The organism is Pseudarthrobacter sp. CC12, from assembly GCF_039907755.1.
GTDB classification, from domain to species: Bacteria; Actinomycetota; Actinomycetes; order Actinomycetales; family Micrococcaceae; genus Arthrobacter; species Arthrobacter niigatensis.
In genome coordinates, this window is record NZ_JARDJH010000027.1 from 34,384 (window position 1) to 59,213 (window position 24,830).

A 24,830-nucleotide genomic window follows, 5' to 3' on the forward strand; every position below is an offset into this window, starting at 1 on the left:
ACTCACGGCATCCCTGCCCCGGCAGCGGCAGAAACCAGCCTGGCGGACCAGGCCCTTCCCGCAGCGGTGAGGACAACCCCGCCAAACAGCGCGGCCTGTCCGAGGGGTGTCCCCAGCAGGGTGGCCAGCGGATCCACGCCCAGGGCGGCACCGAGTCCAAGGCCCATCAAAGGAAGCCAGGTCAGGAGCCGGACCGTTGCCTTGGGACCGGCGATAGCCGTTTGCCGGGCCGCGTCTGCATCATCTTCCGCTTCCAGCTGGGCCGCGAACCGGGTCAGTACGTCGGCGAGTGGACAACCGCTGGCCTCGGCGATGTCAAAGCAAGCGGCAAGCTCCAGCCAGGTCCTTGCTTCCCTGTCCCGGGGAGGGAGTGCCGTGGATACCGCCCGGCGAATGGTTTCCGAAACGGGTGCCCCCGTGGCGGCAGCGGCCCTCGCGGAAGCCAGGACGGCAGCAGAACCCCCCGTCATGACCGACCCGGACGGCACCGCACCGGGCAGGGGTGCGGCCCCCGGGCGCCGGCTGGCAACGTTACCCGTGCCATACACCGTCCACAGCTCATCCCACAGGCGTGCGGGCGTCCGCCCGCCCCGCAGCAGCGCCGCCAACTGCTGCACTATGAGGGTCAGGCCTGGGCTCCGTGCCTGCGGCGGGCGGCCGCCTGCAGCCCTGCGCCACGGCAACGCCCGCCCCTTCCCGGGCCCGGACACAGTGGCCCTGTTGCCGGTTGCCGCGCGCAGCCTGGAGGCGGCGTCCAGGGGAGGCTTGAGGAGCACCAGCGCAGCGCAGGACAGGAGCATGATGAGGAGGAGCGTCACAGGGCACTCCCGGCGTCCATTCCCAGCCGGGCAGCGAGCGCCGGCCAGGCTGGACCGGGGGTGCCCGATTCTCCCACTGCCGGCAGCACGGCCAGTCCCTGCGGTCCATCGGCGATGAGTCCGATGCACTGGATTTCCCTGCCCCTCGGCGTCCTGCCAACGTGGATAACGACGTCAAGGGCGCTGGCAGCCTGGAGGCGGACCGCTTCCGGAGCGAGCCCGGCGAGTGCGCCCAGCGCGTTGAGACGGGCGGGGACCGCGGCGGCCGTGTTCGCGTGGATGGTTCCGCCGCCGCCGCTGTGCCCGGTGTTCATTGCGGTCAGGAGCTCCCGGACCTCGGCGCCCCGGCACTCCCCCACCACCAGCCTGTCCGGGCGCATGCGCAGTGCCTGGCGGACCAGTTCGCCCAGGTCAACGGCGCCACCGCCTTCAAGGTTTCCATGGCGTGATTCGAGGGCCACCACGTGCGGGTGGACCGGGTTGAGTTCCGCCGCGTCCTCGATCAGGACCAGCCGCTCGTCCGGGGAACACAGGCCCAGCAGGGTGGAGAGCAGCGTGGTTTTCCCGGAACCGGTGGCCCCACTGACCAGGAAGCTCAACCGCCTCTCCAGAATCCGTTCCAGCACGTCCTGCACCCGCTGGGTGAACATGCCGCCCGTCCGCAGCTCCCCCATGGCGAAGACCCGCTCCCTGCGGATCCGGACGCTCAGCAGCGTCCCGGACGTGGAAACCGGCGGCAACACGGCGTGGACACGGTAGCCGCCGGCAAGCCTGACATCGACACACGGTGAACCATCATCCAAACGGCGGCCGCCAGCAGCCACCAGCCGGCAGGCAAGCGCGCGCAGCTGGGACTCGCCATCGAACGCGACCGGGACGCGTTCGATGCCGGCGCCGCGGTCCACCCACACGGAATCGGGGGCGTTGACGAAGATGTCTGTCACGGCGGGGTCCCGCGTGAGTTCCTGCAGCGGGCCAAGGCCGTTGAGCTCCGCGCTGATCCTTTCCACTGCAGCAAGCGCCCCGGCAGTGCCCAGCAGTTTTCCGGTGGCCTGGACAGCCGCGGCAACGCGGGAGGGTGTTACTGCCCCTGCCTCGGCCATCATCGTTTCGCGGACAGATTCCAGCAGCCCTGAATCGATGCGGCCACGTCCGGCACCATCCCTTCCGCGCTCCGGGCGGACGGCCTGGCTCGCCTCCAGGATCCGGGCGCTGCGCCGTGCGCCCAGGCCTGTGGGACCAGCCGGGCTGGCAGTCTCCGGGGCAGGACTCGATGGGGCACCGGTCGCGCTCATGCGACATCCCCCGCCTGCAGGTCCTCGCCAAGCCAGTCGAGCACCGTGGCGCCGAAATGCCGGATTGCCCGCCGCTTCCCGAATTCCAGCAGCCGGCCCGACTCCATGGCGCCGGGGACAGCCCGGAGCTCCGGCATCCGGCCCTGCACCGGCAGGCCGACGGCATCAGCGATCAGGGAACTGTCCAGCGCCGCGCCGGTCCGGCCACGCACCAGCAGGGCTGCTTCCACCGGCGGGATTTCCTGGAGCAGCCGCACCGCCGCCACCGCTGCCTTCAGCTGCGCGGGCACCACCACCATGATCCGGTCGCAGTCCCAGGCCACAGTCCGGAGTGGCTCCGCACCCCTGCCCACATCCACGACCACCAGCTCATAGCCCCGGCGGGCAGCGTCAAGCACCCCGGCAGAGGCCGCAGCAGCGACGGGGGACGGCTGTTCCCGGGTTGCGGGCCAGGACAGGAAGGAGAAGCCTCCTGCGACGGGCAGGGAATCAGCCAATTGGAGGGGGTCGATGCTGCCCCTGGCCTCAGCGAGGTCCGGCCAGCGCAGTCCGGGGGTTTCCTCGGCGGCGAGCGCCAGTTCAAGGCCCCCGCCCCAAGGGTCGCCGTCAACCAGCAGTACGCGCACCCCCAGCCCAGCCGCGGCCTGGGCTATCCAAATTGCGGCAGTGGTGGCGCCGGCCCCGCCGCAGCCACCCGTGATGCCGAGGACCAGGCCACCGGGGCCCGGTGAGCGCGACCGGCTGAGGTGGTCCGCCAGCCAGGCAGCGGCATCGGGCAGCACGGCAACCCGTTCGGCACCCAGGGCGGCGGCGAGGTGCCAGAGGCTGTCCCCCTCGCCGTCAAGGCCCACCAGGACTGCGGGCGTCCGCCGCCGTGGTGGGAGTTCCCGCACGTCGCTTCCCACCAGGACGGCTGAGGCAGCGTCCCAGTAGCGTCCGCCCTCCACCGCGTCCGGAACAGCGCGCAATCGGGAGCCGGCGGCCGCTACGATGCGTTCCACTTCGGAGCGGAGGACGGCGGAGGAGGTAACCAACAGCACCTCCCCCGCACCGTCCGGCGCTGATCCATCCGGACGGGAACTGTCCGGCAGCCAAGGGGCGCCGGACGCCGGGTTGTCCTGCGACAAAGCACGGGCTGGTGCTCCCCGGCCTGGTGGGCGCCGGAAAGAATCCGTGGCCTGGTCCGGCCCGGGGTGCGGTGCATTCAGCTGGTGCCTGCTCATGCAGCCACTCTGCCGCGGCAGCCAAAGCCAGTTAAGGGGGCAGCTCCCCTATGTGGACAACCAAGCCACCGCTCCCGGCAGGGCACAATGGGAGCATGTACCTGCTGCTTGCCGCCCACGCCCGCGGCGCGGCACTGCAGGAACTGACACAAGCCGGCCACCCCCAGCAGGCCAACCCCGAACCGCGGGTGGTGGCACCCGGCGAGCTTGCCGGCGTCGTCAGCGAATTCGAAGCCCGGCGCCCGGGCGGCCAGCCGCCCCGCTGGATCTGGCACCGGACCCAGGACTGGTACCCCGCACTGCTCGCCGCAGGCGTGGAGGTGGAGCGCTGTTACGACATCACGCTGTGCGGCAACATCCTGGCGTTTTCGCAGTTCAGCGCCCACACCGACTACGCCAGGAACACCGACAGGGTCCCGGTGGAGGATCCCTTGCTTCCACCAAAAGCCCTGCTGCCCCCGCGTCCCCCTGCCGACCAGGGCGCGCTGTTCGACGAACCAGCTGCCGGGCCGGCGCCGGGGTGGGCACTGGATGAACTCCGCGCCGAGTACGCTGCCCAGCAGGGCGCCTTGGCCGCCGTGGGGACAGCGGAGAACCGCAGGAACCGCCTGCAGTTGCTGCTCGCGGCGGAGTCCGCAGCCGCCATGGTGGCCGCGGAGATGCAGCACGCCGGCGTCCCGTGGCGGGAGGACCTGCACGAACAGATCCTGGTGGACCACCTGGGACCCCGCCCGCCCGCCGGCCAGCGTCCGCAACGGCTGGAGGCGTTGGCTGCGGAGCTGCGCGCCCTGCTCAACTCACCAGGACTCAACCCGGATTCGCCGCAGGACCTGATGCGGGCTCTGCACCGCAACGGCATCGAGGTCAAGAGCACCCGGAAATGGGAGCTCCGGGAGTCCAGCCACCCCGTCATCGAGCCGTTGCTGGAATACAAGAAGCTCTCCAGGCTCCACACGGCCAACGGCTGGTCCTGGCTGGACGCCTGGGTGGACGGCGGACGGTTCCGTCCCGAATATGTGGTGGGAGGAGTTGTCTCGGGTCGCTGGGCATCCCGCGGGGGCGGCGCCCTGCAGATTCCCAGGCAGGTCCGTGGTGCGGTGCACGCAGACCCGGGTTACAAACTGATCGTTGCCGATGCCTCGCAGCTGGAACCGCGTGTCCTGGTGGCCCTGGCGCAGGATTCCTCCATGGCTGAGGCAGCCCGGGACCAGGACTTGTATGCCGGTATCGCCGCGAAGGGCTTCGGCGGGGACCGTGCCAAGGCAAAAATGGCCCTGCTGGGCGCCATGTACGGGGCCACCTCCGGCGAGGCGGGGCGTCTAATGCCGCAGCTGGCGCGTACCTATCCACGCGCCGTCGACTTTGTGGAGCAGGCGGCGCGGGCGGGTGAGTCCGGCGGGACGGTGACCACCCGGCTGGGCCGCAGCAGCCCGCCGCCTTCGGAGCGGTGGTTCCTGAGCCAGCGCTCCACCTCGGCGGAGGAACAACGGCGGGCTGAGTCCATCGCCCGGTCCCGCGGGCGCTTCACCCGGAATTTCGTGGTCCAGGGCTCTGCAGCGGATTGGGCGGCATGCTGGCTTGCGGAATTACGACGCCGGCTGCGTACCCTGCGAAGGCCGGGAACCGCCGGTGGCGGCAGCCCTGTCGGGGCCGAGTTGGTCTTCTTCCTGCACGATGAGGTGATGGTGCATGCACCCGCGGACGGGGTTGACGCCTGCATCGCGGCGATCGAGGATTCGGCCAAGGCCGCCAAGGAATTGCTGTTCGGTCCGGTCCCGGTCGAGTTCCCGGTAAGCCTCGCCGTCGTCGACTCCTACGACCTCGCCAAGTAGCTGCCTCGGAGGGCGTCAATACCCGCCATCGAGATGCAAGGTAACCTACCCGGCAGTAGTTCGACGGTTGTGGTGGCGGAGGTTACAGTCAAAAGCGGTGACTGAAACAGACCGGTCCACACGCTGATGCAACGACGCATAACAGGGAGGTCCCCGTCCATGGCGGGAAGATTTGAAATACACCGCACAGGCGACGAGTCGTACCGGCTGCGGCTCACCGACGCCGAGGGCAACACGGTTGCCGTTTCGCCCACCTTCAGGTCCCTTCCCATGCTCCGGGACGGCATCAAGGCCATGCGCGAAAACGCCGCCACTGCCATCGTGGTGGACCTGCGCCAGTAGGTCGAAACCTAGACCCCCATGGGGTGGAGCCGGTTCCGGTCCCAGGGAACCGACCAGCCCAACTGGTCGAAGAGGCCGCTCAGCACGATGCCGGTGAAACCCCACACCACCACGCCGTTGACGGTGAACGCGGGACTGTCGAAGGTGCGGCCTGCGCGGTGGACGGTGGCCATCACCCGGTTGTCCGGGTCCAGCAGGTCCCGGACCGGTACGCGGAACACCTGTGCGGATTCGCCGTAATCCACCACCCGGACCGGTGAGGGGGCCTGCCACCAGCCGAGGACGGGCGTCACCAGGAAGTTGCTGTGCGCCAGGCCCAGTTCCTGGAGCGCTCCGAGAACTTCAACCCCGCCGGCATCAAGCCCTGTTTCCTCTTCGGCTTCCCGCAGGGCAGCCGCTACCGGAGTTTCGCCCGTGTCGATACCGCCGCCGGGAAATGCCACCTGGCCCGGGTGGGAGCCCAGGGTGTGGGCGCGTTCCAGGAGCAGGACGTCGAGGTCCGCCGGGGCGAGCGGCTTACCGGACGCGGCGGGGACGTCGTCAAGGACGCCGAAAAGCATCAGGATGGCAGCCCTGCGGGCCCGTGCCGCGTCAACCGTCAGCGCCGCCCAGCGCGGATCCGGGGGCCCGGCCGTTCCGGTTTCGGCGCGCCGCACCAGCTCGGCGAGGTCTTCGCGTGCGCTCACGGGGTCCTCTTTTGGGAAGCCATCCGGATTTCCGCGGCGCGGTGCTGCTCTGCCAGGTACTGCTCCAGCAGCTCCTCGCTGCCGGGGGCCAGTTCGTACTTAAGAAGCTTGGCTGCCTTGATGGGGTCGGTTTCGCCCAGCCCGTAACTGGGGCACCAGGTGGCCACGGGACAGGCTCCGCAGGCGGGTTTCCGGGCGTGGCAGACGCGGCGGCCATGGAAAATCACCCGGTGGGACAGCATGGTCCAATCCCTCCGTTCGAACAGCTCCGCCACGTCCTGTTCGATCTGCACGGGATCCTCCGACTGCGTCCAGCCAAACCGCTTGGCCAGCCGGGCAAAGTGGGTGTCCACCGAGATGCCGGGGACGCCGAAAGCGTTGGCAAGCACCACGTTGGCCGTTTTGCGCCCTACACCGGGCAGCGTGACCAGTTCCTCCATCCGGCCGGGTACTTCGCCGTCGAACTCGTCCACCAGCCGCGTGCACAGTGCCTGGACGTTCTTCGCCTTGGCGCGGAAGAACCCGGTGGGCTTGAGGATGGCCTCAAGTTCCGTGGGGTCCGCCTCTGCCAGTGCCCGTGCGTCAGGCCAGCGCGCGAACAGCACCTTGGTGACCTGGTTGACCGTGACGTCGGTGGTTTGGGCGGACAGTACGGTGGCCACGAGCAGTTCGAACGGGTTCCGAAAGTCCAGTTCCGCGTGGGCGTACGGGTATTTCTCGGCCAGGGCCCGGTGGATGCGCCGCGCCCTCCGCTTCAGGGCGAGGACTGATTCGGACGAGACCACGGGCATCCCCGTAGCCTGGCCGGTCTTGGTGCGGGTCCCGGCCACCTGCGTCAGCCGCGCTCGATGTTGCTGAGGTCGCGCAGGACGCCCAGCCGTCCGTCAGTGTGCTGGACCAGGAACTCGTGGCCGCGGTCCTCGAGGGCCAGCACCCAGCCGCCGGGCTCGATCACGAAGGCGGGCGCACCGGTGCGGGGGTCGAAGGCAGTGCGGTGCTGGGCCACGGCAAACCAAAAAGCCTCGTGGACCGGCTGCCCGTCTGTTTCATCGTGGCGGCTTGCCGGGTCCACCGTTGCCCCGATGGGCTGTTCGGCACGGACCTGCTGGTGTACCGCGGTGGCCGCGGGCGGCTCCCATGCGGCCTGCGGAGCATTGGTCGCCGGGATGTCCCCGTGCCGTGTCTCGCCGGCCTCCACTTCGGGGGCGGGGCGGACGACGTCGGCTGCCTGGGTGGGCGGCCCGGCCTCCACTTCAGGGGCAGGGCGGACGACGTCGGCTGCCTGGGTGGGCGGCCCGGCCTCCACTTCGGGGGTCTGTTCGGATGTTTCGGGGGCGGGTGCGGTCGGTGCGGACCCGGCAGGCCCGTGGGCACCGGAAACGGCAGCCGCGGCACCGGCTCCTGCAGCTCCGGCAGTTCCCGCGTTTGATGTCCCGGCGGCAGCCACCGGAACGGCCGCGGTGGCGGGCGCATGTGCCAAGCGGACAGGTTCAGGGCTTGGGCTGGCGGATCCGGGCTGGACCGCGGAGGACCCGGAACCGGCGCCTCCGAAGACGCCGGCACCCTTGATGCCGCCGCCCTTTGACTGGCTGGGACCCGGCTCCGGCTTGGGCGCCTTGAGTGCCCTGCGCGTCGGGACCGCCGCTTCCCGTGCCACCACGTGCGCCGGCGCCTCTGGCCGGTCCTTGAAGTCGCCTGACAGATATGGCAGGAAGCGGCCCAGGACTGTTGCGGCGAACAGCACCAGCGAGCCGATCAGGCCGACCAGCAGGCTGGTCACGTAGCCGCCCGCAATGGACAGGAAGAAGAAAGCCACGGCGAAGGAGGCCACCACGGAGGCGAATTGGTCGATTGAGAGCGAACCCACCCGGATTTTCGTCGCGGGGGCGAGCCTGCGCGCGGCGAACAGCGCACTGGCGATCAACGGCAGGATGATGCCCAGTCCCAGGAAGAACAAATTGTTCAGGTTCCACAGGTTGTAGCGGGTGCCAAAGAGGGGCAGCAGGGACGCGACGAACAGGATCAGCGTGCCGGCGAAGACAGCCAGGTCCCGCACTGTAAACGGGCCCAGAACCGCCTGGTGGGCGTGGGGGTCGATCTTCCCGGAGGCAGCCTTTGGTCCTGCAGCCTGTCCCGTTGCCGCGTTACCGGCGGGGGTCGGGTGCCCTGGTCCCCCGGCGGCGGATCCGGAGCCTCCGGGACCTGTCCCGGCGTCCGGGGCCGTTCGCTGGCCGAAGCTCTGCTGGTTCATTCTGCTCTCCTTAGCGTGGCGGCACCGGACCCGGTCCGGACCCGAAAAACTGTGCCGTCTTGACATGCGGTCCTGCCCCGGCCGGGCACTGTTTATGCATGGGCGGGGCGGCCCAAAGTGAAGTCACAATTCCATCTCAGCCTAGTCAACAGCCTGGCTGATCACTAGCTGGAGGGGGCCCGGAGGGGACAACTGGAAGTAACGAAGACGCCATTCACCGCTTAAAAAATGCCGCTCGCGGTCGTCTTTGTGACGGGGAGCACAGGGGGTGCGTGGCAAGCATTAGGCTAGTTTGCGGAACAGCTCTTTGCGGTATGTCCGCCCGGCTGGCGCCCAGTGCCGTGCGAACGGAGGGCCCTGCGGAGGTGGCGTTCCGCGCGGCGACGATCGATGAATGATGAGGTTCACATGTCCCAGGACACCCCAAGCTCCACGGCCACCGTTCCGTCCGCTTCCGCCCAGCCGGCCGGCCACGGCCATCAGGGCGATGCCTTCGCGAACCTGCTGCATGAAACCCGGGCTTTCCCGCCCTCCCCGGAATTCGCGGCCGACGCCGTTGTCACCGCCGCCGAGTACGGGGAAGCGGATGCCGACCGGCCGGCATTCTGGGCCAAGAAGGCCCGGGAACTCCTGACCTGGAACAAGGACTTCACCCAGGCGCTGGACTGGTCCAATCCGCCTTTCGCCAAGTGGTTTGTGGGCGGGGAACTCAACGCCGCCTACAACGCCCTGGACCGACATGTCGAGGCCGGCAACGGGGACCGTGTGGCCATTTACTTCGAGGGCGAACCCGGCGACACGCGGACCTACACGTACGCGCAACTCACCGAGGAAGTGAAGAAGGCGGCCAACGCGTTCGAATCCCTGGGCGTGGCCAAGGGAGACCGCGTGGCCGTGTACCTGCCCATGATCCCGGAGGCCGTGATCACCTTGCTGGCCTGCGCCCGGATCGGGGCGGTGCATTCGGTGGTGTTCGGCGGTTTCTCCGCCGAAGCACTGCGTTCGCGGATCGATGACGCCGAGGCCAAGCTCGTCGTCACCGCCGACGGCACCTACCGGCGGGGCAAGCCCAGCCCGCTCAAGGCCGCCGTCGACGATGCCTTGGCCCACGACGGCCACACGGTACAGAACGTGGTGGTGGTCAAGCGCAACGGCCAGGATGTGGACTGGGCCGAGGGCAGGGACCACTGGTGGGCTGACACGGTGGACTCCGCCTCCGCCGAGCACGTTGCGGTGGGCCACGACTCCGAGCACCCGCTTTACATCCTCTACACCTCCGGGACCACCGGGAAGCCCAAGGGCATCCTGCACACCACCGGCGGCTACCTCACCCAGGCGGCCTACACCCACAAGGCAGTCTTCGACCTGCACCCTGAGACGGACGTCTACTGGTGCACGGCCGACGTCGGCTGGGTCACCGGGCACTCGTACGTCGCCTACGCGCCGCTCATCAACGGCGCCACCCAGGTCATGTACGAGGGCACCCCGGACTCCCCCCATCAGGGCCGTTGGTGGGAGATCGTGGAAAAGTACAAGGTCTCCATCCTCTACACCGCCCCTACGGCCATCCGTACCTTCATGAAGTGGGGCTCGGAGATCCCCGCGAAGTACGACCTCTCTTCGCTCCGCGTGCTCGGCTCGGTGGGCGAACCGATCAACCCCGAAGCCTGGATGTGGTACCGCAAGGTCATCGGCGGCGACAAGGCACCCATCGTTGACACCTGGTGGCAGACCGAAACCGGTGCCCAGATGATTGCCCCGCTGCCCGGCGTGACGGCCACCAAGCCCGGTTCGGCCCAGGTGCCGCTGCCCGGTATCGCCGTGGACGTCGTCGACGAGATGGGCGAGTCCGTCCCGAACGGGCACGGCGGTTTCCTGGTGATCCGCGAGCCCTGGCCCTCCATGCTGCGCGGGATCTGGGGTGATCCGGAGCGCTTCAAGGAAACCTACTGGTCCCGGTTCGAGAACATGTACTTCGCCGGCGACGGTGCCAAGCGGGACGAAGACGGCGATATCTGGCTGCTGGGCCGGGTGGATGACGTCATGAACGTTTCCGGGCACCGGCTCTCCACTACCGAGATCGAGTCCGCCCTGGTGAGCCACCCCGCCGTGGCGGAGGCCGCCGTCGTGGGTGCAACGGACGAAACCACCGGCCAGGCCGTCGTCGCGTTCGTGATCCTCCGTGGCGACGCCGCGAACAACGGCGACGCCACCGTCCAGGAACTCCGGAACCACGTGGGCAAGGAAATCGGCCCCATCGCCAAGCCGAAGAACATCCTGGTGGTACCGGAACTGCCCAAAACCCGTTCCGGCAAGATCATGCGCCGCCTCCTCAAGGACGTCGCCGAAGGCCGCGACCCGGGCGATGCCACCACCCTGTCCGACCCGACCATCATGCAGCAGATCGCCGCGTCACTCCGGAAATAGTGGCATCAGACTGACGACGGCGCCGCCCTCCCCGGGCGGCGCCGTCGCCGTATGCTGGAGCAAACCCGTATCCCCGGTAAAGGAACCCGTTCACATGCTTGCAGCCGCCCGACACCAGGCCATCGTGGACGCTGTCCAGCGGGAGCGGGTGGTCCGGATTTCGGACCTGGCCGCACAGCTGGGCGTGTCCCTGATGACCGTGCGGAGGGACATTGAGCAGCTCGAAGAGGGCGGGAAGCTGGAGCGCATCCACGGCGGCGCGAAACTGCCCGGGGACGCCAGCACGCATGAACCGGGCTTCGAGCTGAAGTCCACGCAGTTGACCGCGGAGAAACGGGCCATTGCCGTGGAGGCGGCAGGCTTGGTCCACGAGGGCATGGCGGTTGGATTAGGCGCAGGCACCACTACGTGGGCCCTGGCCCGGGAGCTGGCCGACGGTCCCCGCATTACCGTGGTTACCAACTCGATGCGGATTGCGGATCTCTTCCACCCCGGCGGGTCCACCGTGATCCTGATCGGCGGCGAGCGCACGCCGTCGGACGCCCTGGTCGGGCCCATCGCCACGGCAGCCCTCAAGCAGCTGCACCTGGATGTCCTCTTCCTGGGCGTTCACGGCATGGACGCCCAGGCCGGGTTCACCACGCCAAACCTGCTCGAAGCCGAAACCGACCGCGCTTTCGTGGCCGCCGCCCGCCGGACGGTGGTTCTGGCTGACCATACCAAGTGGGGCCTGTTGGGTATCAGCTCCATCGCCGCATTTGATGACGTGGACGAGGTCATCAGCGATGAAGGCCTCAGCGCCGAAGCCAGGCGCGTCCTGGGCGAACGCTCGAAGCTGCGCGTGGTCCCCGTATAGCACGGCTACGCTGACCCGCGCCGCATGTTGCCGGTCCTACTGTCTTATGGGCAGCCGCAGGACTGCCGGACGTGGAGCTTGGTGGGGAAGATGGCGTGTTTCGGTTTTCCTCCGCGCCGGGCTTCCACCAGGGCATTCACCGCGGCTTCGGCCATCGCAGCCACGGGCTGCTCCACCGTGGTCAGGGGCGGCCAGGAGTATTCTGCCTCAATCGATCCGTCGAAGGACACCACGGCGATGTCCCCCGGAATTGCCAACCCTGCCTCGTGGACGGCCCGGAGCAGACCCACTGCCTGGGTGTCCGACGTGGAGAAGATGGCCGTTGGCCGGTTGACCGAGGCCACCAGCCGCTGGCCTGCGGAATAGCCGCCGGGCCAGGTGAAGCCGCTGTAGACGACAGGTCCTTCGGGCAGCCCGGCTTCCTGCAGGGCCTGTCGCCAGCCCACCTCACGACCGTCCATGCTGCCCGAAACGTTGGTGCCCATAGCCAGTCCAATGTTCGTGTGCCCGTGGCTGATGAGGTGCTGGACAGCAATCCGGGCTCCGGCAGCCAGGTCAACGCCGATGCTGTTGAAACCTGGCGCAGCCCGCTCCTGGTTCAGCAGTACGGCAGGGATGTCCGCAGTCTCCAGTGCTTCAAGGTCGGGTTCAAAGAGGACGCTGGCCAGCAGCACTCCATCCACCTGGCGCGCGGCAAGATTGCGGATGTTGCGCCTCTCCTTGGCCAGGTTCCCGTCCGAGTTGCTGAGGACCAGGGCGTACCCCAGATCCGCGGCGGCATCCTCGACAGCGTGGGCGAGCAGGGAGAAGAACGGGTTGGTGTTGTCCGGGATGATGAGCCCCAGGGTCTCGCTTGACCCCAGCTTGAGTGCCCGGGCCGCCGCGTTGGGCCGGTAGCCGAGCACGCGGATGGCATCCTGTACTTTAGCTTCGGTGGCGGGTGCCACCTTCTTGGGGCCGCCATTGACCACATAGCTGACGACGGCGGTGCTGACGCCGGCATAGCGCGCCACGTCCTTGCGCGTCACAGGGCCGCCACGGGGAGCCTTTACTGCCGGTGATGTCATGGTCTCCATGCTAGCTACGAGTCGGCCGGAGCATCGCCGAAGTCGCGGATGGGGAGCCGGGCGCCATTTTGCAGGGCTGATTCGTGAGCCACAATCCCGGGAAGGGTGAAGCGGGCGGCAACCCATGCATTCACAGGCGGCAGAGTCCGGTTGTTCACCGCGGTGACGAAGTCGTCCACCAGGAAATGGTGGCTTCCCTCATGGCCGTTGGGGGCGCCGCGGAACTCCTCAGGCAACCGTCCGGCGTCGTGGACCGGGGCCAGTCCCGACACGAATGCGTCCCGGAGTTCCGGGGCCACGTTGGCCAGTGAGGGATCGTCCAGGGACATGCTGGGCCGGGTTTCCATCTGCTCGGAGATGTCGTGGACATTCTGTTTGTCCTGCCAGACGGTGACCCTGGCGAGCTGTTCAAAGCTGGCCTCGGTGCCGAAGAACCGGAAGCGCGATTCGCGGATGTGGGAGGGATAGCCCACGCGGCGCATCTCGTTGGTGCGCATCACGCCGCCGTCGTTCAGTTCAAAGAGCGCCGTGGCGTTGGAAAAGTCATTGCCGAACATGCTGACGTCCTTGTCGAATACCCCGTCGTCCCGCTGGTCCTTGACGCCCACGCAGCTGACGCTGACGGCGTGCGCCGGGATGGCCCCCAGCACCCCGCCGATCGCATGGGTGGGGTAGAGCATTGGCGGGTAGCTTGCCGTCTCCTTCCACCGCTCGCCCCCGCTGTACTGGTAGGCGTCATAAAAGCCGAGGTCCATGTCGTGGACGTAGTCGCCTTCGGAGTAGAAGACCCGGCCAAACCTGCCGGCCGCCTGCTGTTCGCGGGCATACACGGTGGCGGGGTTGTAGTAGCTGGTCTCACCCATCATGTACACCTTGCCGGTGTCCCGGACGGCCTGGATGATGCGGGCGATCTCCTCTTCGGCAACCGCCATGGGCACGGCTGAGTAGACGTGCTTGCCGGCGCGGAGAGCACGCTCCACCAGGGGTCCGTGCGTCCAGCGCTGGGTGAAGACCGCCACGGCGTCGACGTCGGAGGCCAGAAGGGCGTCAAAGTCGGGCACGACGCCGGCAAGATCCAGCCTTCGGACCACGGATTCAGCCCGCTCCGGCAGCTCGTCCACAACATAGACCGCACTGACGCCGGGATGCAGGCTGAACAGGTGTGCGAACTGGCTGCCGAACTGGCCCGCGCCCACGATGCCGATGGAGAACGTCATTGTTTGCCTTCCGATTGAAGTTTCTCCGAGTGTTTCACCCGCATCTACTCGAGTCAATATCCAGTCACTGGCGTAATTGCCCTGGTTTTGAAACATTGAAATAAGCCCTTGCCGTCCAATATCTACTCGTGTAGATTTCTTTCCAGCCTGTTACTTCCATCACACTCAGGAAAGGGTCGACGATGACCACCCTTACCAGGAACGCCAGCCCGGCAGTGCACGCAGCGCACCGGCCGCTGAAGCGCCGGGGACAGAGCGACCTGAAGATCGCATTGTTCTTCATAGCCCCGGCGATGATCGGATTTATCGTTTTCTACCTGGTGCCCACCCTGCGGGGCATCTACCTCAGCTTCACCGAATACAGCATCCTCGGCGACCCGACCTGGATCGGCAGCGCCAACTACGAGGCCATCGCCAAGGACCCCCTGTTCTGGAATGCGCTGGCAGTCACCGGGCAGTACGTCCTGATCAACATCCTCCTCCAGACCACGCTCGCGCTGGGTCTTGCACTGCTGATGCACCGGGTAGCCAAATCAACCGTGATCCGCGGCGCGCTCCTGCTGCCGTACCTGATGGCGAACGTGATCGCCGCCCTCCTCTGGTTCTGGCTCCTGGACTACCAGATCGGCATCGTCAACTACTTCATCGATGCCATCGGCCTGCCCAAGGTGGCATTCTTCGGCAGCGAGGAATGGGCCATCCCCACCCAGGCCCTCATCAACACCTGGCGGCACATGGGCTACACCGCCCTGCTGTTGTTCGCCGGCCTGCAGGCCATTCCCAGCCACGTCTACGAGGTGGCCAACCTGGACGGCGCCTCGCCCTGGCAAACATTCCGCAAGATCACCATGCCGCTGCTGCGGCCGGTGCTCGCGTTGGTCCTGATTGTCACCGTCATCGGTTCCTTCCAGGTGTTCGACACCGTTGCCGTCACCACCCTGGGCGGACCCGTCAATGCCAGCCGGGTGCTGCAGTTCTACATCTACCAAAAGGCCTTCACGGAATCGGACTTCGGCTACGGCTCCGCCCTGGCGGTCATCCTCTTCGTCATCCTCGCCCTGGTGGCCTTCATCCAGATGAAGTTCCTCAAGGGCAACGAATCAGACCTGGATTAAGGACACTTCAATGACCACCGCAAAAGTCTCCGCACCCGCCCGGCCCGCCACCCGCCGTCGTCCGTTCAACTGGCGCCGCACCGCCGCCTGGTTCCTTGTGGCCATCGCTGTGGCCGTCTCGGTCCTCCCGTTCTACTGGATCCTCCGGACGGCACTGTCCACCAACGGGGCCTTGGCCGGCAACGCCACCAACCTGCTCCCCGCAGAATTCAGCCTGGGCGCATTCCAGCGCGTCTTCGGCCTGCAGTCCCCCGAAGACGCAGTGGCCCAGGGCGGATCCGGCGCGCAAATCGACTTCTGGAGCTACCTCCGAAACTCCGTGCTCTTTGCCTCCATCACCACCACCGGGGCCGTGTTCTTCAGCGCCATGGCGGCGTACGCTTTCGCCCGGCTTCGCTGGCGGGGACGGAACGCCGTTTTTAGCCTCTTCCTGGCCACCATGATGGTGCCGCCGATCTTCACCGCGCTGCCCAACTTCCTCCTGATCAAGAACCTGGGCCTGCTGAACACGATGGTTGGCCTGGTGCTGCCCTATATCTTCATGACCCCCTTCGCCATCTTCTTCCTCCGCCAGTTCTTCCTGAACATGTCCCGCGAAGTTGAAGAAGCAGCAATGCTCGACGGCGCCAAGCACCTGAGGATCTTCTTCCAGATCATCCTGCCCAACGCCGCAGCCCCGCTCGCCACCCTGGCGCTGCTCACCTTCATCGGCCAGTGGAATGAATACTTCTGGCCTCTACTGGTGGGCCAAGACGAATCCGTCCGCGTCCTCACCGTCGGCCTGGGCGTCTTCAAGTCCCAGTCGCCCCAAGGTGCACCGGACTGGTCCGGGCTCATGGCCGCAACCTTGGTCTCGGCCCTGCCGGTCCTGATCCTGTTCGCCGCCTTTGGAAAGAAGATCGTCAACTCCATCGGCTTCTCCGGCATCAAGTAGGACCCCTCCCCTCGTAATTCCCCCCTCCCGGCGCGCGCCATGGCGGCGTGCCCTGAAGCACACCCTGAAAGGACCCCCATGAACAAGAAGAAAGCACTCGGTTCCCTCGCTGCAGCCGCGGCCGCCGTCCTGGCACTCTCTGCCTGCGGAAGCGGTGGCTCCGCCGAAGCCGGCAAGGGCGAAATCAATTACTGGCTCTGGGACGCCAACCAGCTCCCGGCCTACAAACAGTGCGCCGACGACTTCCATAAGGCCAACCCGGACATCACCGTCAAGGTCACCCAGCGCGGCTGGGACGATTATTGGGGCACCCTGACCAACGGTTTCGTGGCAGGCACCGCCCCGGACGTCTTCACCGACCACCTGGGCAAGTACCCGGAATTCATCAAGAACAAGCAGCTGCTCGCCCTGGATGACGCGGTCAAGAAGGACAACATCGACACCGGGATCTACAACTCCGGCCTGGCGGACCTCTGGGTGGGCCAGGACGGCAAGCGCTACGGACTTCCCAAGGACTGGGACACCATCGCGCTGTTCTACAACACCAAACTTGCCGCGGACGCCGGCGTCACCCAGGAGCAGATGGCCAACCTGACGTGGAATCCCCAGGACGGCGGTTCATACGAAAAGACCATCGCCCACCTGACTGTGGACAAGAACGGCAAGCGCGGCGATGAGCCCGGCTTCGACAAGAACAACGTTGCCGTCTACGGGCTCGGCCTCAATGGGTCCGGTTCCGGCCAGGGCCAGACCGAATGGAGCTACCTGACCGGCACCACCGGCTGGACGCACACGGACAAGAACCCGTGGGGCAAGCACTTCAACTACGACGACCCCAAGTTCCAGGAAAGCATCGACTGGTTCGCCGGGCTGGTGGAGAAGGGCTACATGCCCAAGCTCGAAACCACGGTGGGCGCCAGCATGGCCGATACCTTCGCCGCCGGCAAGTCCGTCATCAACGCCAACGGCTCCTGGATGATCGGCCAGTACACCGGCTACAAGGACGTCAAGGTGGGCATCGCCCCCACCCCGGTGGGTGTCAACGGCAAGCGCGCCAGCATGTACAACGGCCTGGCGGACTCCATCTACGCCGGCACCAAGAAGCCCGAGGCCGCCATCAAGTGGGTCGAATACCTCGGCTCCGCCGCCTGCCAGGACGTGGTGGCTTCCAAGGCCGTCGTCTTCCCCGCCATCAAGACCTCCGCAGACAAGGCCGTGGAAGCCTTCAAGGCCAAGGGCGTGGACGTCACCCCCTTCAGCCAGCAGGTCAAGGACGGCACCACGTTCCTCTACCCGATCGCTGACAACGCCGCGAAGGTTGACGGCATCATGAAGCCGGCCATGGACTCCGTGGTCTCAGGCAAATCCAAGGCGAGCTCCCTCACGGCCGCCAACGACCAGGTCAACGCCCTCTTCAAGTAACCCCCGCACGTGGCTGCGTATGTGGTCGCAGCCACCCGGCCGGGGGGGGCCGGCCCCCCCCCCCCGCGGGCGGCCCCCCCCCCCCCCGCCCCCCCCCCCCCGGGGGCCCCCCCCCCCCCCCCCCGCCTCTCTTTGGCATCAGATCATGTGAGAGCGGCCCGCATCGCTGTGGGGGCGGCAGCCAGTCTTTCGGTCCAGCGATGTCCGAAGCCCCAGACCCTTCCCGCGCCCGTTGCTGCCAGCGCAATCATCGCGGCTGCGTAGATGATGTGCTCATCCATGACTGGGTTGGTTTTGATGGGCAGGGCAGTGAGCCACATAAGGAACATCAGTGCCGTGCCGCCCACGGCCGCGGCCCGAAGAGCGACCCCCAGGACCAGTGCTGCTCCAACGAGCAGGAGCCCGAGCATGAAAGCCGCGTCCACGGCCGGATTCCCCGCAAGAGGCTGGAACGCCCCGGCGAGCGACCCCTTCAGGCTGCCGAGATAGCCCTCGGTAGGGGAACCACCAGCGAGCCAGCTTTTGGCCGTTGGAGTGGCAAAGCCGAGACCGAATACCTTATCGGCAAATGCCCACAAGAGGATTCCGCCGAGCAGGATGCGCAGCACTGCCAGCGCGCGGCCAGCGGCCGCACCCCCGGGCAGGTCATGGATTGCGGCGGCGGAAGGTGTGGCAGGGCGGGTCGAGACGCTCTGGTCAATGACGTTGACGGGCATAAGTTTCCTTAATAATGGGTGCAAGTGATTTTTGGATTAGGTCATCAAAGTGTTGCCTAATTCTAAGGGACAGCCTATCTAGTTAGGTAACCCTTACCCAAGACGTCGCACTTTGTTTCGCCCCTGCGGCCAACCCTCGAAGGGAATCCTTTCGTCGCGCTCGACCAGACGGAACTTGGAAACCCGGTAACCGCTCCTCGAACTGTCCTGCAGGATCGTCGAAGAGGCTTTTCCTTTCGGGCTAACTCCCAGCCTCTGCCCCACCAAATGCCAGCCCCGGTATGCGACAGTGACTCCAACGCTGGGACGTGGCCGATTTGCCGGCCTGACCGTTTACGGTCGGGGGCGGCGACGGAGGAACCAAATCAAGGACTGCACGTGAAACGTAGGCGGGAGTACCATTCCGTGAACCGGGCTTGGCGACTGTCCGGCTTGTTGCTGGTCGCCGCCCTGGTGCCGCTACTTGCCGGATGCGAACCAATGTCCCCCACCCCGGCAGCATCCACCGATTCAGCCACGACGGCCACGGCACCGCAGTCTTTGGACCCCGGACAGGAAGCGGGCGAAGCGGTGCCGTCTCCGTCCGCCACAGACCAACCTGCCACCGCGGAAGCCCCTCAGCCCGCGGCAGTACCAAAACGCCCGGGGACGCCCGATCACATTTTTGTCGTCAACCTCGAGAATAAAGGCTTTGACACTACCTGGGGGGCGACGTCACCGGCACGCTATCTCTCCGGAGCACTCCGCGAACAGGGCGTGCTTTTGGAGAACTACTACGGCATCGCCCATAACTCCCTGCCGAACTACCTGGCGCAGATCTCCGGGCAACCGCCGAACGCAGTGACCAAGCGCGATTGCCACACCTACACCCCCTTCAATGGTTCCGGCACCGATGAGAGGGGCAGGATGCAGGGCGAGGGCTGCGTCTACCCCGCGGAGGTCCCCACGATAGCGGGCCAGCTCAGCGCTGCTGGAAAGACCTGGAAAGGCTACATGGAGGACATGACAAGCCCCTGCCAGCACCCACAATTAGGTGCAGTGGACAGCCATATGAAAGCGACATCCGCCACGGACCAATACGCCACAAGGCACAACCCGTTCGTCTACTTCCAGTCCATCACCTCATCCCCGGACTGCGCGAAAAACGTGGTCAGCCTAGCCGCGCTCCCGCAAGACCTCGCATCGGTAAGCACCACGCCCAACCTGTCCTACATCACACCGAACCTGTGCCACGACGGACATGACCACCCCTGCGTCGACGGCAGCGAAGGCGGGCTCGCCAGCTCCGACCAGTGGCTGGCCCAGCAGGTCCCGCCGATCCTGGACTCGCCGGCGTTCAAACAGGACGGCATGCTGATAATCACCTTCGACGAGACCGACGGCGGCACCGTCGGGCCATCGGAGGGCACCACCGGAAGCCCGCTAGGAGGAACTGCCGGGGGGAGAACCGGCGCGCTCGTCATCTCACCTTTCAGCGCCCCAGGGGGTACCTCATTGCAGCCCTACAACCACTACAGCCTTCTGGCCAGCATCGAAGACTTCCTGGGCCTCCCACGTTTGGGGACCGCCAGTGAGCCCGGCGTGACACCTTTTGGCGCCGACGTTTACCAGCGCAACTCCTAAGCCAGCGGACAGCGTTGCACGAAAGGGGACGGCCGAGGAGAAACCGCGCAGGAGTACTTTCGTAATACGTCACGTTTGGTTTGCGTAATGACGCCGGGTACCCTCTTCCTTAGGCCTGCCTAAGTAAGGCTTACCTGAGTGAAAGAACTTTCCATGACCGCCAACTTCCTCATCGGCCTGCGCGAAGGACTCGAAGCCACCCTGGTGGTAGTCCTGCTCTTGGCCTACCTGGCCAAGACGGACCGACGCCACCTCATCGCCCGGATCTGGGCAGGTGTCGCAGCTGCGGTAGCCGTGTCAACCGGCTTCGGCGCGCTCCTCACCTTTGGCCCCAAGGGACTTACCTTCGAGGCACAGGAAGCAATCGGCGGCACCCTCTCCATCCTCGCCGTCGGCCTAGTCACATGGATGGTCTTCTGGATGGCCCGCACCGCACGGACGCTCGGAAGTGACCTGAAGTCCCGCGTCGACAAGTCTGCCGGTGGCACCGGATGGGGCCTCGCCGTCGTTGCTGCCATCGCGGTGGGCCGCGAAGGTCTGGAAACGGCGCTGTTCCTCTGGGCCGCGGCCAAAGCCACGGGCGAATCCACCCAGCCGCTTGTCGGCGCCCTCCTCGGCCTGATTGCCGCCGCCGGCTTCGGCTACCTGCTCCACCGCGGCGTCCTCAAGGTCAACCTCTCCCGCTTCTTCACCTGGACCGGGGCCGCCCTGGTCATCATCGCCGGCGGGGTGCTGTCCTACGAAATCCACGACCTCCAGGAGGCCGGCGTGCTTCCGGGGCTGCACTCCCTGGCCTTCGACATTAGCGGCGCGGTACCGCCGTCGTCCTGGTACGGCACCCTGCTCAAGGGACCCCTAAACTTCTCTCCCGCCACCACTTGGCTCGAAGCTTCTGCGTGGCTGCTGTACGTCCTGCCGGTGCTGTTCCTGTACCTGCGCACCAACCACAACGCACCACACAGCCCCGACCCATCCGGCAGGAAGGCCGCCACGGCCGTCGCAGCCGCCTAATCCCCCCATCACCCGCACCCAAAGGAATCCCCATGCCTGGCTTCACCCTGCATAAAAACCCTCCGATGACCCGCAGTACCAAGCTCGCTTCATTGGCTGCCGCCGTCGTGTCCGTCCCCCTGCTGCTCACCGGCTGCACCGACAACACCAAAGCCGCCGCGAACTCCTCCGGCCCAATCGAGGTCATCAGCTCGAACACCGGCTGCAAAGTCTCCGCCGCCAGCGTGCCCAGCGGGAACCTCACCTTCACGGTCAAGAATGAAGGCACCGAAGTCACCGAGTTCTACCTGCTGGCAGCGGACGGCCTGCGGATCCTGGGCGAGGTGGAGAACATCGGCCCCGGTCTGACCCGCAACCTTGTGGTCACCGCACCCGCCGGCACCTACACCACCGCCTGCAAGCCGGGCATGGAAGGCGACGGGATCAGAAGAGCCCTGGAAGTGACCCAGTCAGGGAACGAGCCGACGGCGGACGCGAACTTCCAGCACCTCCTCGACACCGCCACCGGACAGTACGCCTCCTACGTCAAGGACCAGGGCGAACAGCTGCTCACCGGTACCCAGCAGTTCGCCGCAGCCTTCGCAGCCGGCAACGCTGTGCAGGCACGGCAGTTGTACGCTGCCACCCGGCAGCACTGGGAACGGATCGAGCCCGTCGCCGAGTCCTTCGGAGACCTGGACCCGCAGCTCGATGCCCGCGAGGCCGACCTCGAGCCAGGCCAGGAATGGACCGGCTGGCACCGGGCAGAGAAGGATCTCTTCCCGCCAGCCGACTACACCGCAATGACGCCGGCCGAACGCTCGGCCATCGCCGACCGTATGGTTGCCGACACCAAGGACCTGGTCGAGCGCAGCCGCACCCTGGAATTTTCCGCCGGCACCCTGGGCAACGGCGCCAAGGGACTCCTGGACGAAGTGGCCACCCGAAAGGTGACCGGCGAAGAGGAAATCTGGTCCCACACCGATCTTTGGGACTTCCAGGCGAACATCGACGGCGCACGCATCGCTTTCGAATGCCTGAAGCCAGCCCTGCTGCAAAAGGACCCGACCCTGGCCGCCTCGCTCGACGACAAGTTCGCGGCGCTGCAGGCCGGACTCTCCACCCATAGCCAGGGCGGCGGCTTCACCTATTACGACAAACTCTCCCCCGAGCAGGTCCAGCGGCTCGCCTCGCTGGTGGACGCCCTCGGGGAGCCGCTGTCGAGGCTGACCGCGGCGGTGGTCCTGTGACCGGCTGCCCGTTCGGGAGTCACCAGCAGGTGCCTTCAGGACCGAATGAATCCGCCCCACCACCATCTGATTCCAAGGGCAGTGAACAGCCAACGGGATCCCTGCTGAGCAGGCGCGGCCTCCTCAGCCTCGCCGGAGTCGGCGGCGCGGCCGCCGGGCTCGCCGCAGGCTTTCTGGGACACGACACCGTCGAGGCGTCCGCGGCACCCGCGCCGCCTGTCACCGACAACTCCATTGTCCCCTTTCACGGAAACCATCAAGCGGGCATCACCACCCCGGCGCAGGACCGTCTACACATGGCAGCGTTCGATGTCACCACCGACAAGCGTGAGGAACTCATCCAGCTGCTCAAGGACTGGACCGAGGCTGCGGCGGCGCTGACTGAGGGCCAGCCGGCCGGGGCAACCGGGGCCGTGAACGGGCCCTACGGCGCACCGCCGGAAGACACCGGCGAGGCCCTGGACCTCAGCGCCGGAAAGCTCACCCTCACCTTCGGATTCGGCGCCAGTCTCTTCGAAAAGGACGGAGCTGCCCGCTTCGGCCTGGAAGGCAGGAAACCCGAGGCCCTGATCGACCTCCCGCACTTTCCCGGTGACGACCTTGACCCTGCTCGCAGCGGCGGCGACGTGGTGGTCCAGGCCTGCGCCGACGACCCCCAGGTGGCAGTCCACGCCATCCGCAACCTGGCAAGGATCGGATTCGGAAAGGTGCGGGTGCGCTGGTCCCAGCTGGGATTCGGCCGAACGTCCTCCACGTCCCGCGCCCAGCACACTCCACGGAACCTGTTCGGGTTCAAGGACGGCACCAACAACCTCAAGGTCGAGGATGAACAGCTGCTCGACCAACACGTGTGGGCCCAGGCCTCCCGGCCGGAGGACGACTGGATGGCGGGCGGCAGCTATCTGGTGGCGCGCCGGATCCGGATGCACATCGAAACCTGGGACCGGACGTCACTGGGTGAACAGGAAGGCTTGATCGGCAGGACCAAGGGCACGGGTGCGCCCCTGTCCGGCGGCGAAGAGTTCACCGAGCCGGATTTCGCCCGGCACGGCAAGGGCGCCAAGCCCCTGGTTCCCGTCGGTTCGCACGTGCGGATGGCGCACCCAAGCCAGAACAGCGGGGTGCGGATGCTGCGCCGCGGCTACAACTACACCGACGGGTCCGACGGCGTAGGTCACCTCGATGCCGGCCTGTTCTTCATTGCCTTCGTCACCGACCCACGGACCCACTACGTCCCCATGCAGCTGGCCATGGCCAAAGGCGACAAACTGGCCGTGGAGTACCTCAAGCACACCGGCTCCGGCCTTTTCGCCGTCCCCGGCGGCCTGCAGCCAGGTAAATACCTCGCCGAGGCCCTCTTCACCTAAGGCAATTGCCCATCGGAGGGCGTGTAGACCAACGAGTCAAGTTCCTGGCAGAACGTGTCACTCGTGATCCCCGCTAAACCCGGCCCGCGGCGAGAATAGCGTCCGTTAGGTTCGTGCGGCTGGTTTCCTGGCATGGTCAGCAGTCCGTTGCTATCGGTGGGCGTAGGTGAGGCAGTCCGCGTTGTCTTTCCCGGGGCCTACGTGGACTTCGGAGGCCTGGCACATGAGGTGGTCGTTGTGGACGCACTCGACGCGCTGGCAGGCCCCGACGTCGGCCAGTACCTTGGGAAGTCCCCCGTGGCTTCCGGTCTCAATGAAGGTGGCGCAGTGTGCGTGGTCTTCCCCTCCGCTGACAGTGATAGCAGCGGCATTGCAGTTGGTGTGGTCATTGAAGGAACAGTTGGTCACGCTGCAGTCGGCAACATGCGTTGTCATTTCGGGATCCTTCCTGCTTCGGCACCCGGGTGGCGCTCGGTTGTTCCAACGTAGGCCCCACCGCGCCATTGAAAAAGACCCAATTCTTTGACCTAATTGGGCTCGGACTAGATGAGCGGCCTCCTCTCAGCAGAGTGCCAGCTGACCGTTCTGCGAGTAGGCAGACTCTGAGGAGTTTCCAGTCTCAATGTGCGCCTTTACCTGAAGCCACGGGGAGGCACCCAACCGGCAGCACCGTCTCTTAAAGCAAAAGCTTTCCAAGACACCCCTTCAAGGCCAGCCACGGGAATATTGATCCGCATCATTCCAAGCCCGCCGAGGTCTCGCTAAGTCGTCTTATCGAGAAGCGTCTCAGCCCTGCCTTCAAGGGGCCTTTCCGAGCCACAATGGCAGGGTGAGACACCTTGGCTACACACGGGTCAGTACATCCAGCCAGGACGCACAACTGCAGCTCGACGCGCTCGTCGCGGCAGGGGTACAGAAACGCGATGTCTTCGCCGATGTCACCTCCGGCAGCCGCGCCGCGATCGAGCGGCCAGGCATGAAAAGGCTTCTCGAGTACGCCGAGCCCGGCGACACGGTGGTGGTCTGGCGCGTCGACCGACTTGGCCGGTCTCTCATCGACGTCCTGAACACGGTGACGCTGCTCAGGGACCGGGGTATCACCTCCGCTCCGTCTCAGACGGCATCGACCCGAGGACATCGACCGGGCGGCTCATGCTGAACATGCTGGCCACCCTTGCCGAATACGAACGCGAGCTCATCCTGGAACGGATAAATGCCGAGATCGCTGCAGCGAAGCAGAACGGCACCCGCTTCGGCCGCCCTGCATCCGATCCCGGCCTCATCGCAGAAAAGCTGGCCGTCGCCACGGATGCCCGGGAAAAAGGACACACCGCGAAAGAGGCTGCACGCCTGATCGGCTAAAGCAGAGCTACGCTCTACCGCCATCAGCAGGCATAAA

Annotated in this window: 21 protein-coding genes and 1 pseudogene; 12 read left to right on the top strand and 10 right to left on the bottom strand. The window is 66.4% G+C overall.

The window, feature by feature from the left end; all coding sequences use genetic code 11:
- Nucleotides 1–2 precede the first annotated feature (2 nt).
- The 3 genes from PV772_RS16750 to ssd are packed head-to-tail and all read right to left on the bottom strand — an operon-like array spanning nucleotide 3 to nucleotide 3,150.
- A complete protein-coding gene (locus PV772_RS16750; protein WP_347886874.1) occupies nucleotides 3–818 on the bottom strand; it encodes a hypothetical protein in 816 nt (271 codons plus the stop codon).
- Nucleotides 815–2,113, bottom strand: a complete 1,299-nt coding sequence (locus PV772_RS16755; RefSeq protein ID WP_141159382.1) for a TadA family conjugal transfer-associated ATPase — start codon at nucleotides 2,111–2,113, stop codon at nucleotides 815–817. The genes PV772_RS16750 and PV772_RS16755 overlap by 4 nt, the downstream gene beginning before the upstream one ends.
- A complete protein-coding gene (ssd, locus tag PV772_RS16760; protein WP_141161470.1) occupies nucleotides 2,110–3,150 on the bottom strand; it encodes a septum site-determining protein Ssd in 1,041 nt (346 codons plus the stop codon). Before ssd ends, PV772_RS16755 begins: the two co-directional genes overlap by 4 nt.
- A 281-nt stretch (nucleotides 3,151–3,431) precedes the next feature.
- Between ssd and PV772_RS16765 the strand changes: the two genes are divergently transcribed.
- Together PV772_RS16765 and PV772_RS16770 are read left to right on the top strand one after the other, a co-directional pair.
- A complete protein-coding gene (locus tag PV772_RS16765; protein WP_347886875.1) occupies nucleotides 3,432–5,168 on the top strand; it encodes a bifunctional 3'-5' exonuclease/DNA polymerase in 1,737 nt (578 codons plus the stop codon).
- Between the two features lie 159 nt (nucleotides 5,169–5,327).
- Entirely contained in the window at nucleotides 5,328–5,510 is a 183-nt protein-coding gene (locus PV772_RS16770) for a DUF1508 domain-containing protein (protein WP_141159380.1), read from the top strand.
- Between the two features lie 8 nt (nucleotides 5,511–5,518).
- Here the strand turns inward: PV772_RS16770 and PV772_RS16775 are convergent, their stop codons facing one another.
- The 3 genes from PV772_RS16775 to PV772_RS16785 are packed head-to-tail and all read right to left on the bottom strand — an operon-like array spanning nucleotide 5,519 to nucleotide 8,447.
- Nucleotides 5,519–6,196 carry a CoA pyrophosphatase gene (locus PV772_RS16775; RefSeq protein WP_347886876.1) on the bottom strand — a complete coding sequence of 226 codons (678 nt, stop codon included), beginning with the start codon at nucleotides 6,194–6,196 and terminating at the stop codon, nucleotides 5,519–5,521.
- Nucleotides 6,193–6,987, bottom strand: coding sequence for an endonuclease III (nth, locus tag PV772_RS16780; protein ID WP_141161469.1), 795 nt, complete (start codon nucleotides 6,985–6,987; stop codon nucleotides 6,193–6,195). Before nth ends, PV772_RS16775 begins: the two co-directional genes overlap by 4 nt.
- 44 nt (nucleotides 6,988–7,031) lie before the next feature.
- Nucleotides 7,032–8,447: a hypothetical protein gene (locus PV772_RS16785; protein WP_347886877.1), complete on the bottom strand. Its 1,416-nt coding sequence runs from the start codon at nucleotides 8,445–8,447 to the stop codon at nucleotides 7,032–7,034.
- Between the two features lie 408 nt (nucleotides 8,448–8,855).
- Between PV772_RS16785 and acs the strand changes: the two genes are divergently transcribed.
- Entirely contained in the window at nucleotides 8,856–10,874 is a 2,019-nt protein-coding gene (acs, locus tag PV772_RS16790) for an acetate--CoA ligase (RefSeq protein WP_141182440.1), read from the top strand.
- A 94-nt stretch (nucleotides 10,875–10,968) separates the two neighbouring features.
- Nucleotides 10,969–11,730 (top strand): DeoR/GlpR family DNA-binding transcription regulator, encoded by a 762-nt coding sequence (locus PV772_RS16795; protein WP_141159376.1) that lies wholly within the window; start codon nucleotides 10,969–10,971, stop codon nucleotides 11,728–11,730.
- Nucleotides 11,731–11,774: 44 nt separating this feature from the next.
- Here PV772_RS16795 and PV772_RS16800 read toward each other — a convergent pair whose 3' ends face one another.
- Together PV772_RS16800 and PV772_RS16805 are read right to left on the bottom strand one after the other, a co-directional pair.
- Entirely contained in the window at nucleotides 11,775–12,797 is a 1,023-nt protein-coding gene (locus tag PV772_RS16800) for a LacI family DNA-binding transcriptional regulator (protein WP_307359723.1), read from the bottom strand.
- 14 nt (nucleotides 12,798–12,811) lie between these two features.
- Nucleotides 12,812–14,014 (bottom strand): Gfo/Idh/MocA family oxidoreductase, encoded by a 1,203-nt coding sequence (locus PV772_RS16805; protein WP_347886878.1) that lies wholly within the window; start codon nucleotides 14,012–14,014, stop codon nucleotides 12,812–12,814.
- A gap of 182 nt (nucleotides 14,015–14,196) precedes the next feature.
- On the opposite strand from PV772_RS16805, the gene PV772_RS16810 reads away from it, so the two are divergent.
- From PV772_RS16810 to PV772_RS16820, 3 genes are all read left to right on the top strand, one after another.
- Nucleotides 14,197–15,129 (top strand): sugar ABC transporter permease, encoded by a 933-nt coding sequence (locus PV772_RS16810; protein ID WP_141159373.1) that lies wholly within the window; start codon nucleotides 14,197–14,199, stop codon nucleotides 15,127–15,129.
- A gap of 10 nt (nucleotides 15,130–15,139) precedes the next feature.
- Nucleotides 15,140–16,063, top strand: a complete 924-nt coding sequence (locus PV772_RS16815; protein ID WP_141159372.1) for a carbohydrate ABC transporter permease — start codon at nucleotides 15,140–15,142, stop codon at nucleotides 16,061–16,063.
- A 78-nt stretch (nucleotides 16,064–16,141) separates the two neighbouring features.
- Entirely contained in the window at nucleotides 16,142–17,485 is a 1,344-nt protein-coding gene (locus PV772_RS16820) for a sugar ABC transporter substrate-binding protein (protein WP_141159371.1), read from the top strand.
- Nucleotides 17,486–17,628: 143 nt separating this feature from the next.
- Here the strand turns inward: PV772_RS16820 and PV772_RS16825 are convergent, their stop codons facing one another.
- Nucleotides 17,629–18,201, bottom strand: coding sequence for a hypothetical protein (locus PV772_RS16825; protein WP_347886879.1), 573 nt, complete (start codon nucleotides 18,199–18,201; stop codon nucleotides 17,629–17,631).
- Between the two features lie 480 nt (nucleotides 18,202–18,681).
- Here PV772_RS16825 and PV772_RS16830 point away from each other — a divergent pair, with 480 nt between their 5' ends.
- From PV772_RS16830 to efeB, 4 genes are all read left to right on the top strand, one after another.
- Nucleotides 18,682–19,824, top strand: a complete 1,143-nt coding sequence (locus PV772_RS16830) for an alkaline phosphatase family protein (protein ID WP_347886880.1) — start codon at nucleotides 18,682–18,684, stop codon at nucleotides 19,822–19,824.
- Between the two features lie 153 nt (nucleotides 19,825–19,977).
- Nucleotides 19,978–20,835 carry an iron uptake transporter permease EfeU gene (gene efeU, locus PV772_RS16835; RefSeq protein WP_347886881.1) on the top strand — a complete coding sequence of 286 codons (858 nt, stop codon included), beginning with the start codon at nucleotides 19,978–19,980 and terminating at the stop codon, nucleotides 20,833–20,835.
- 65 nt (nucleotides 20,836–20,900) lie between these two features.
- Nucleotides 20,901–22,064, top strand: a complete 1,164-nt coding sequence (gene efeO, locus PV772_RS16840; protein WP_347886882.1) for an iron uptake system protein EfeO — start codon at nucleotides 20,901–20,903, stop codon at nucleotides 22,062–22,064.
- Between the two features lie 101 nt (nucleotides 22,065–22,165).
- A complete protein-coding gene (gene efeB / locus PV772_RS16845; protein ID WP_347886889.1) occupies nucleotides 22,166–23,431 on the top strand; it encodes an iron uptake transporter deferrochelatase/peroxidase subunit in 1,266 nt (421 codons plus the stop codon).
- 150 nt (nucleotides 23,432–23,581) lie between these two features.
- Here efeB and PV772_RS16850 read toward each other — a convergent pair whose 3' ends face one another.
- Complete coding sequence (locus tag PV772_RS16850; protein ID WP_347886883.1) at nucleotides 23,582–23,866, bottom strand: DUF1540 domain-containing protein; 285 nt, start codon at nucleotides 23,864–23,866, stop codon at nucleotides 23,582–23,584.
- Nucleotides 23,867–24,260: 394 nt separating this feature from the next.
- Between PV772_RS16850 and PV772_RS16855 the strand changes: the two are divergent.
- Nucleotides 24,261–24,793, top strand: a pseudogene (locus PV772_RS16855) (recombinase family protein).
- Nucleotides 24,794–24,830 lie beyond the last annotated feature (37 nt).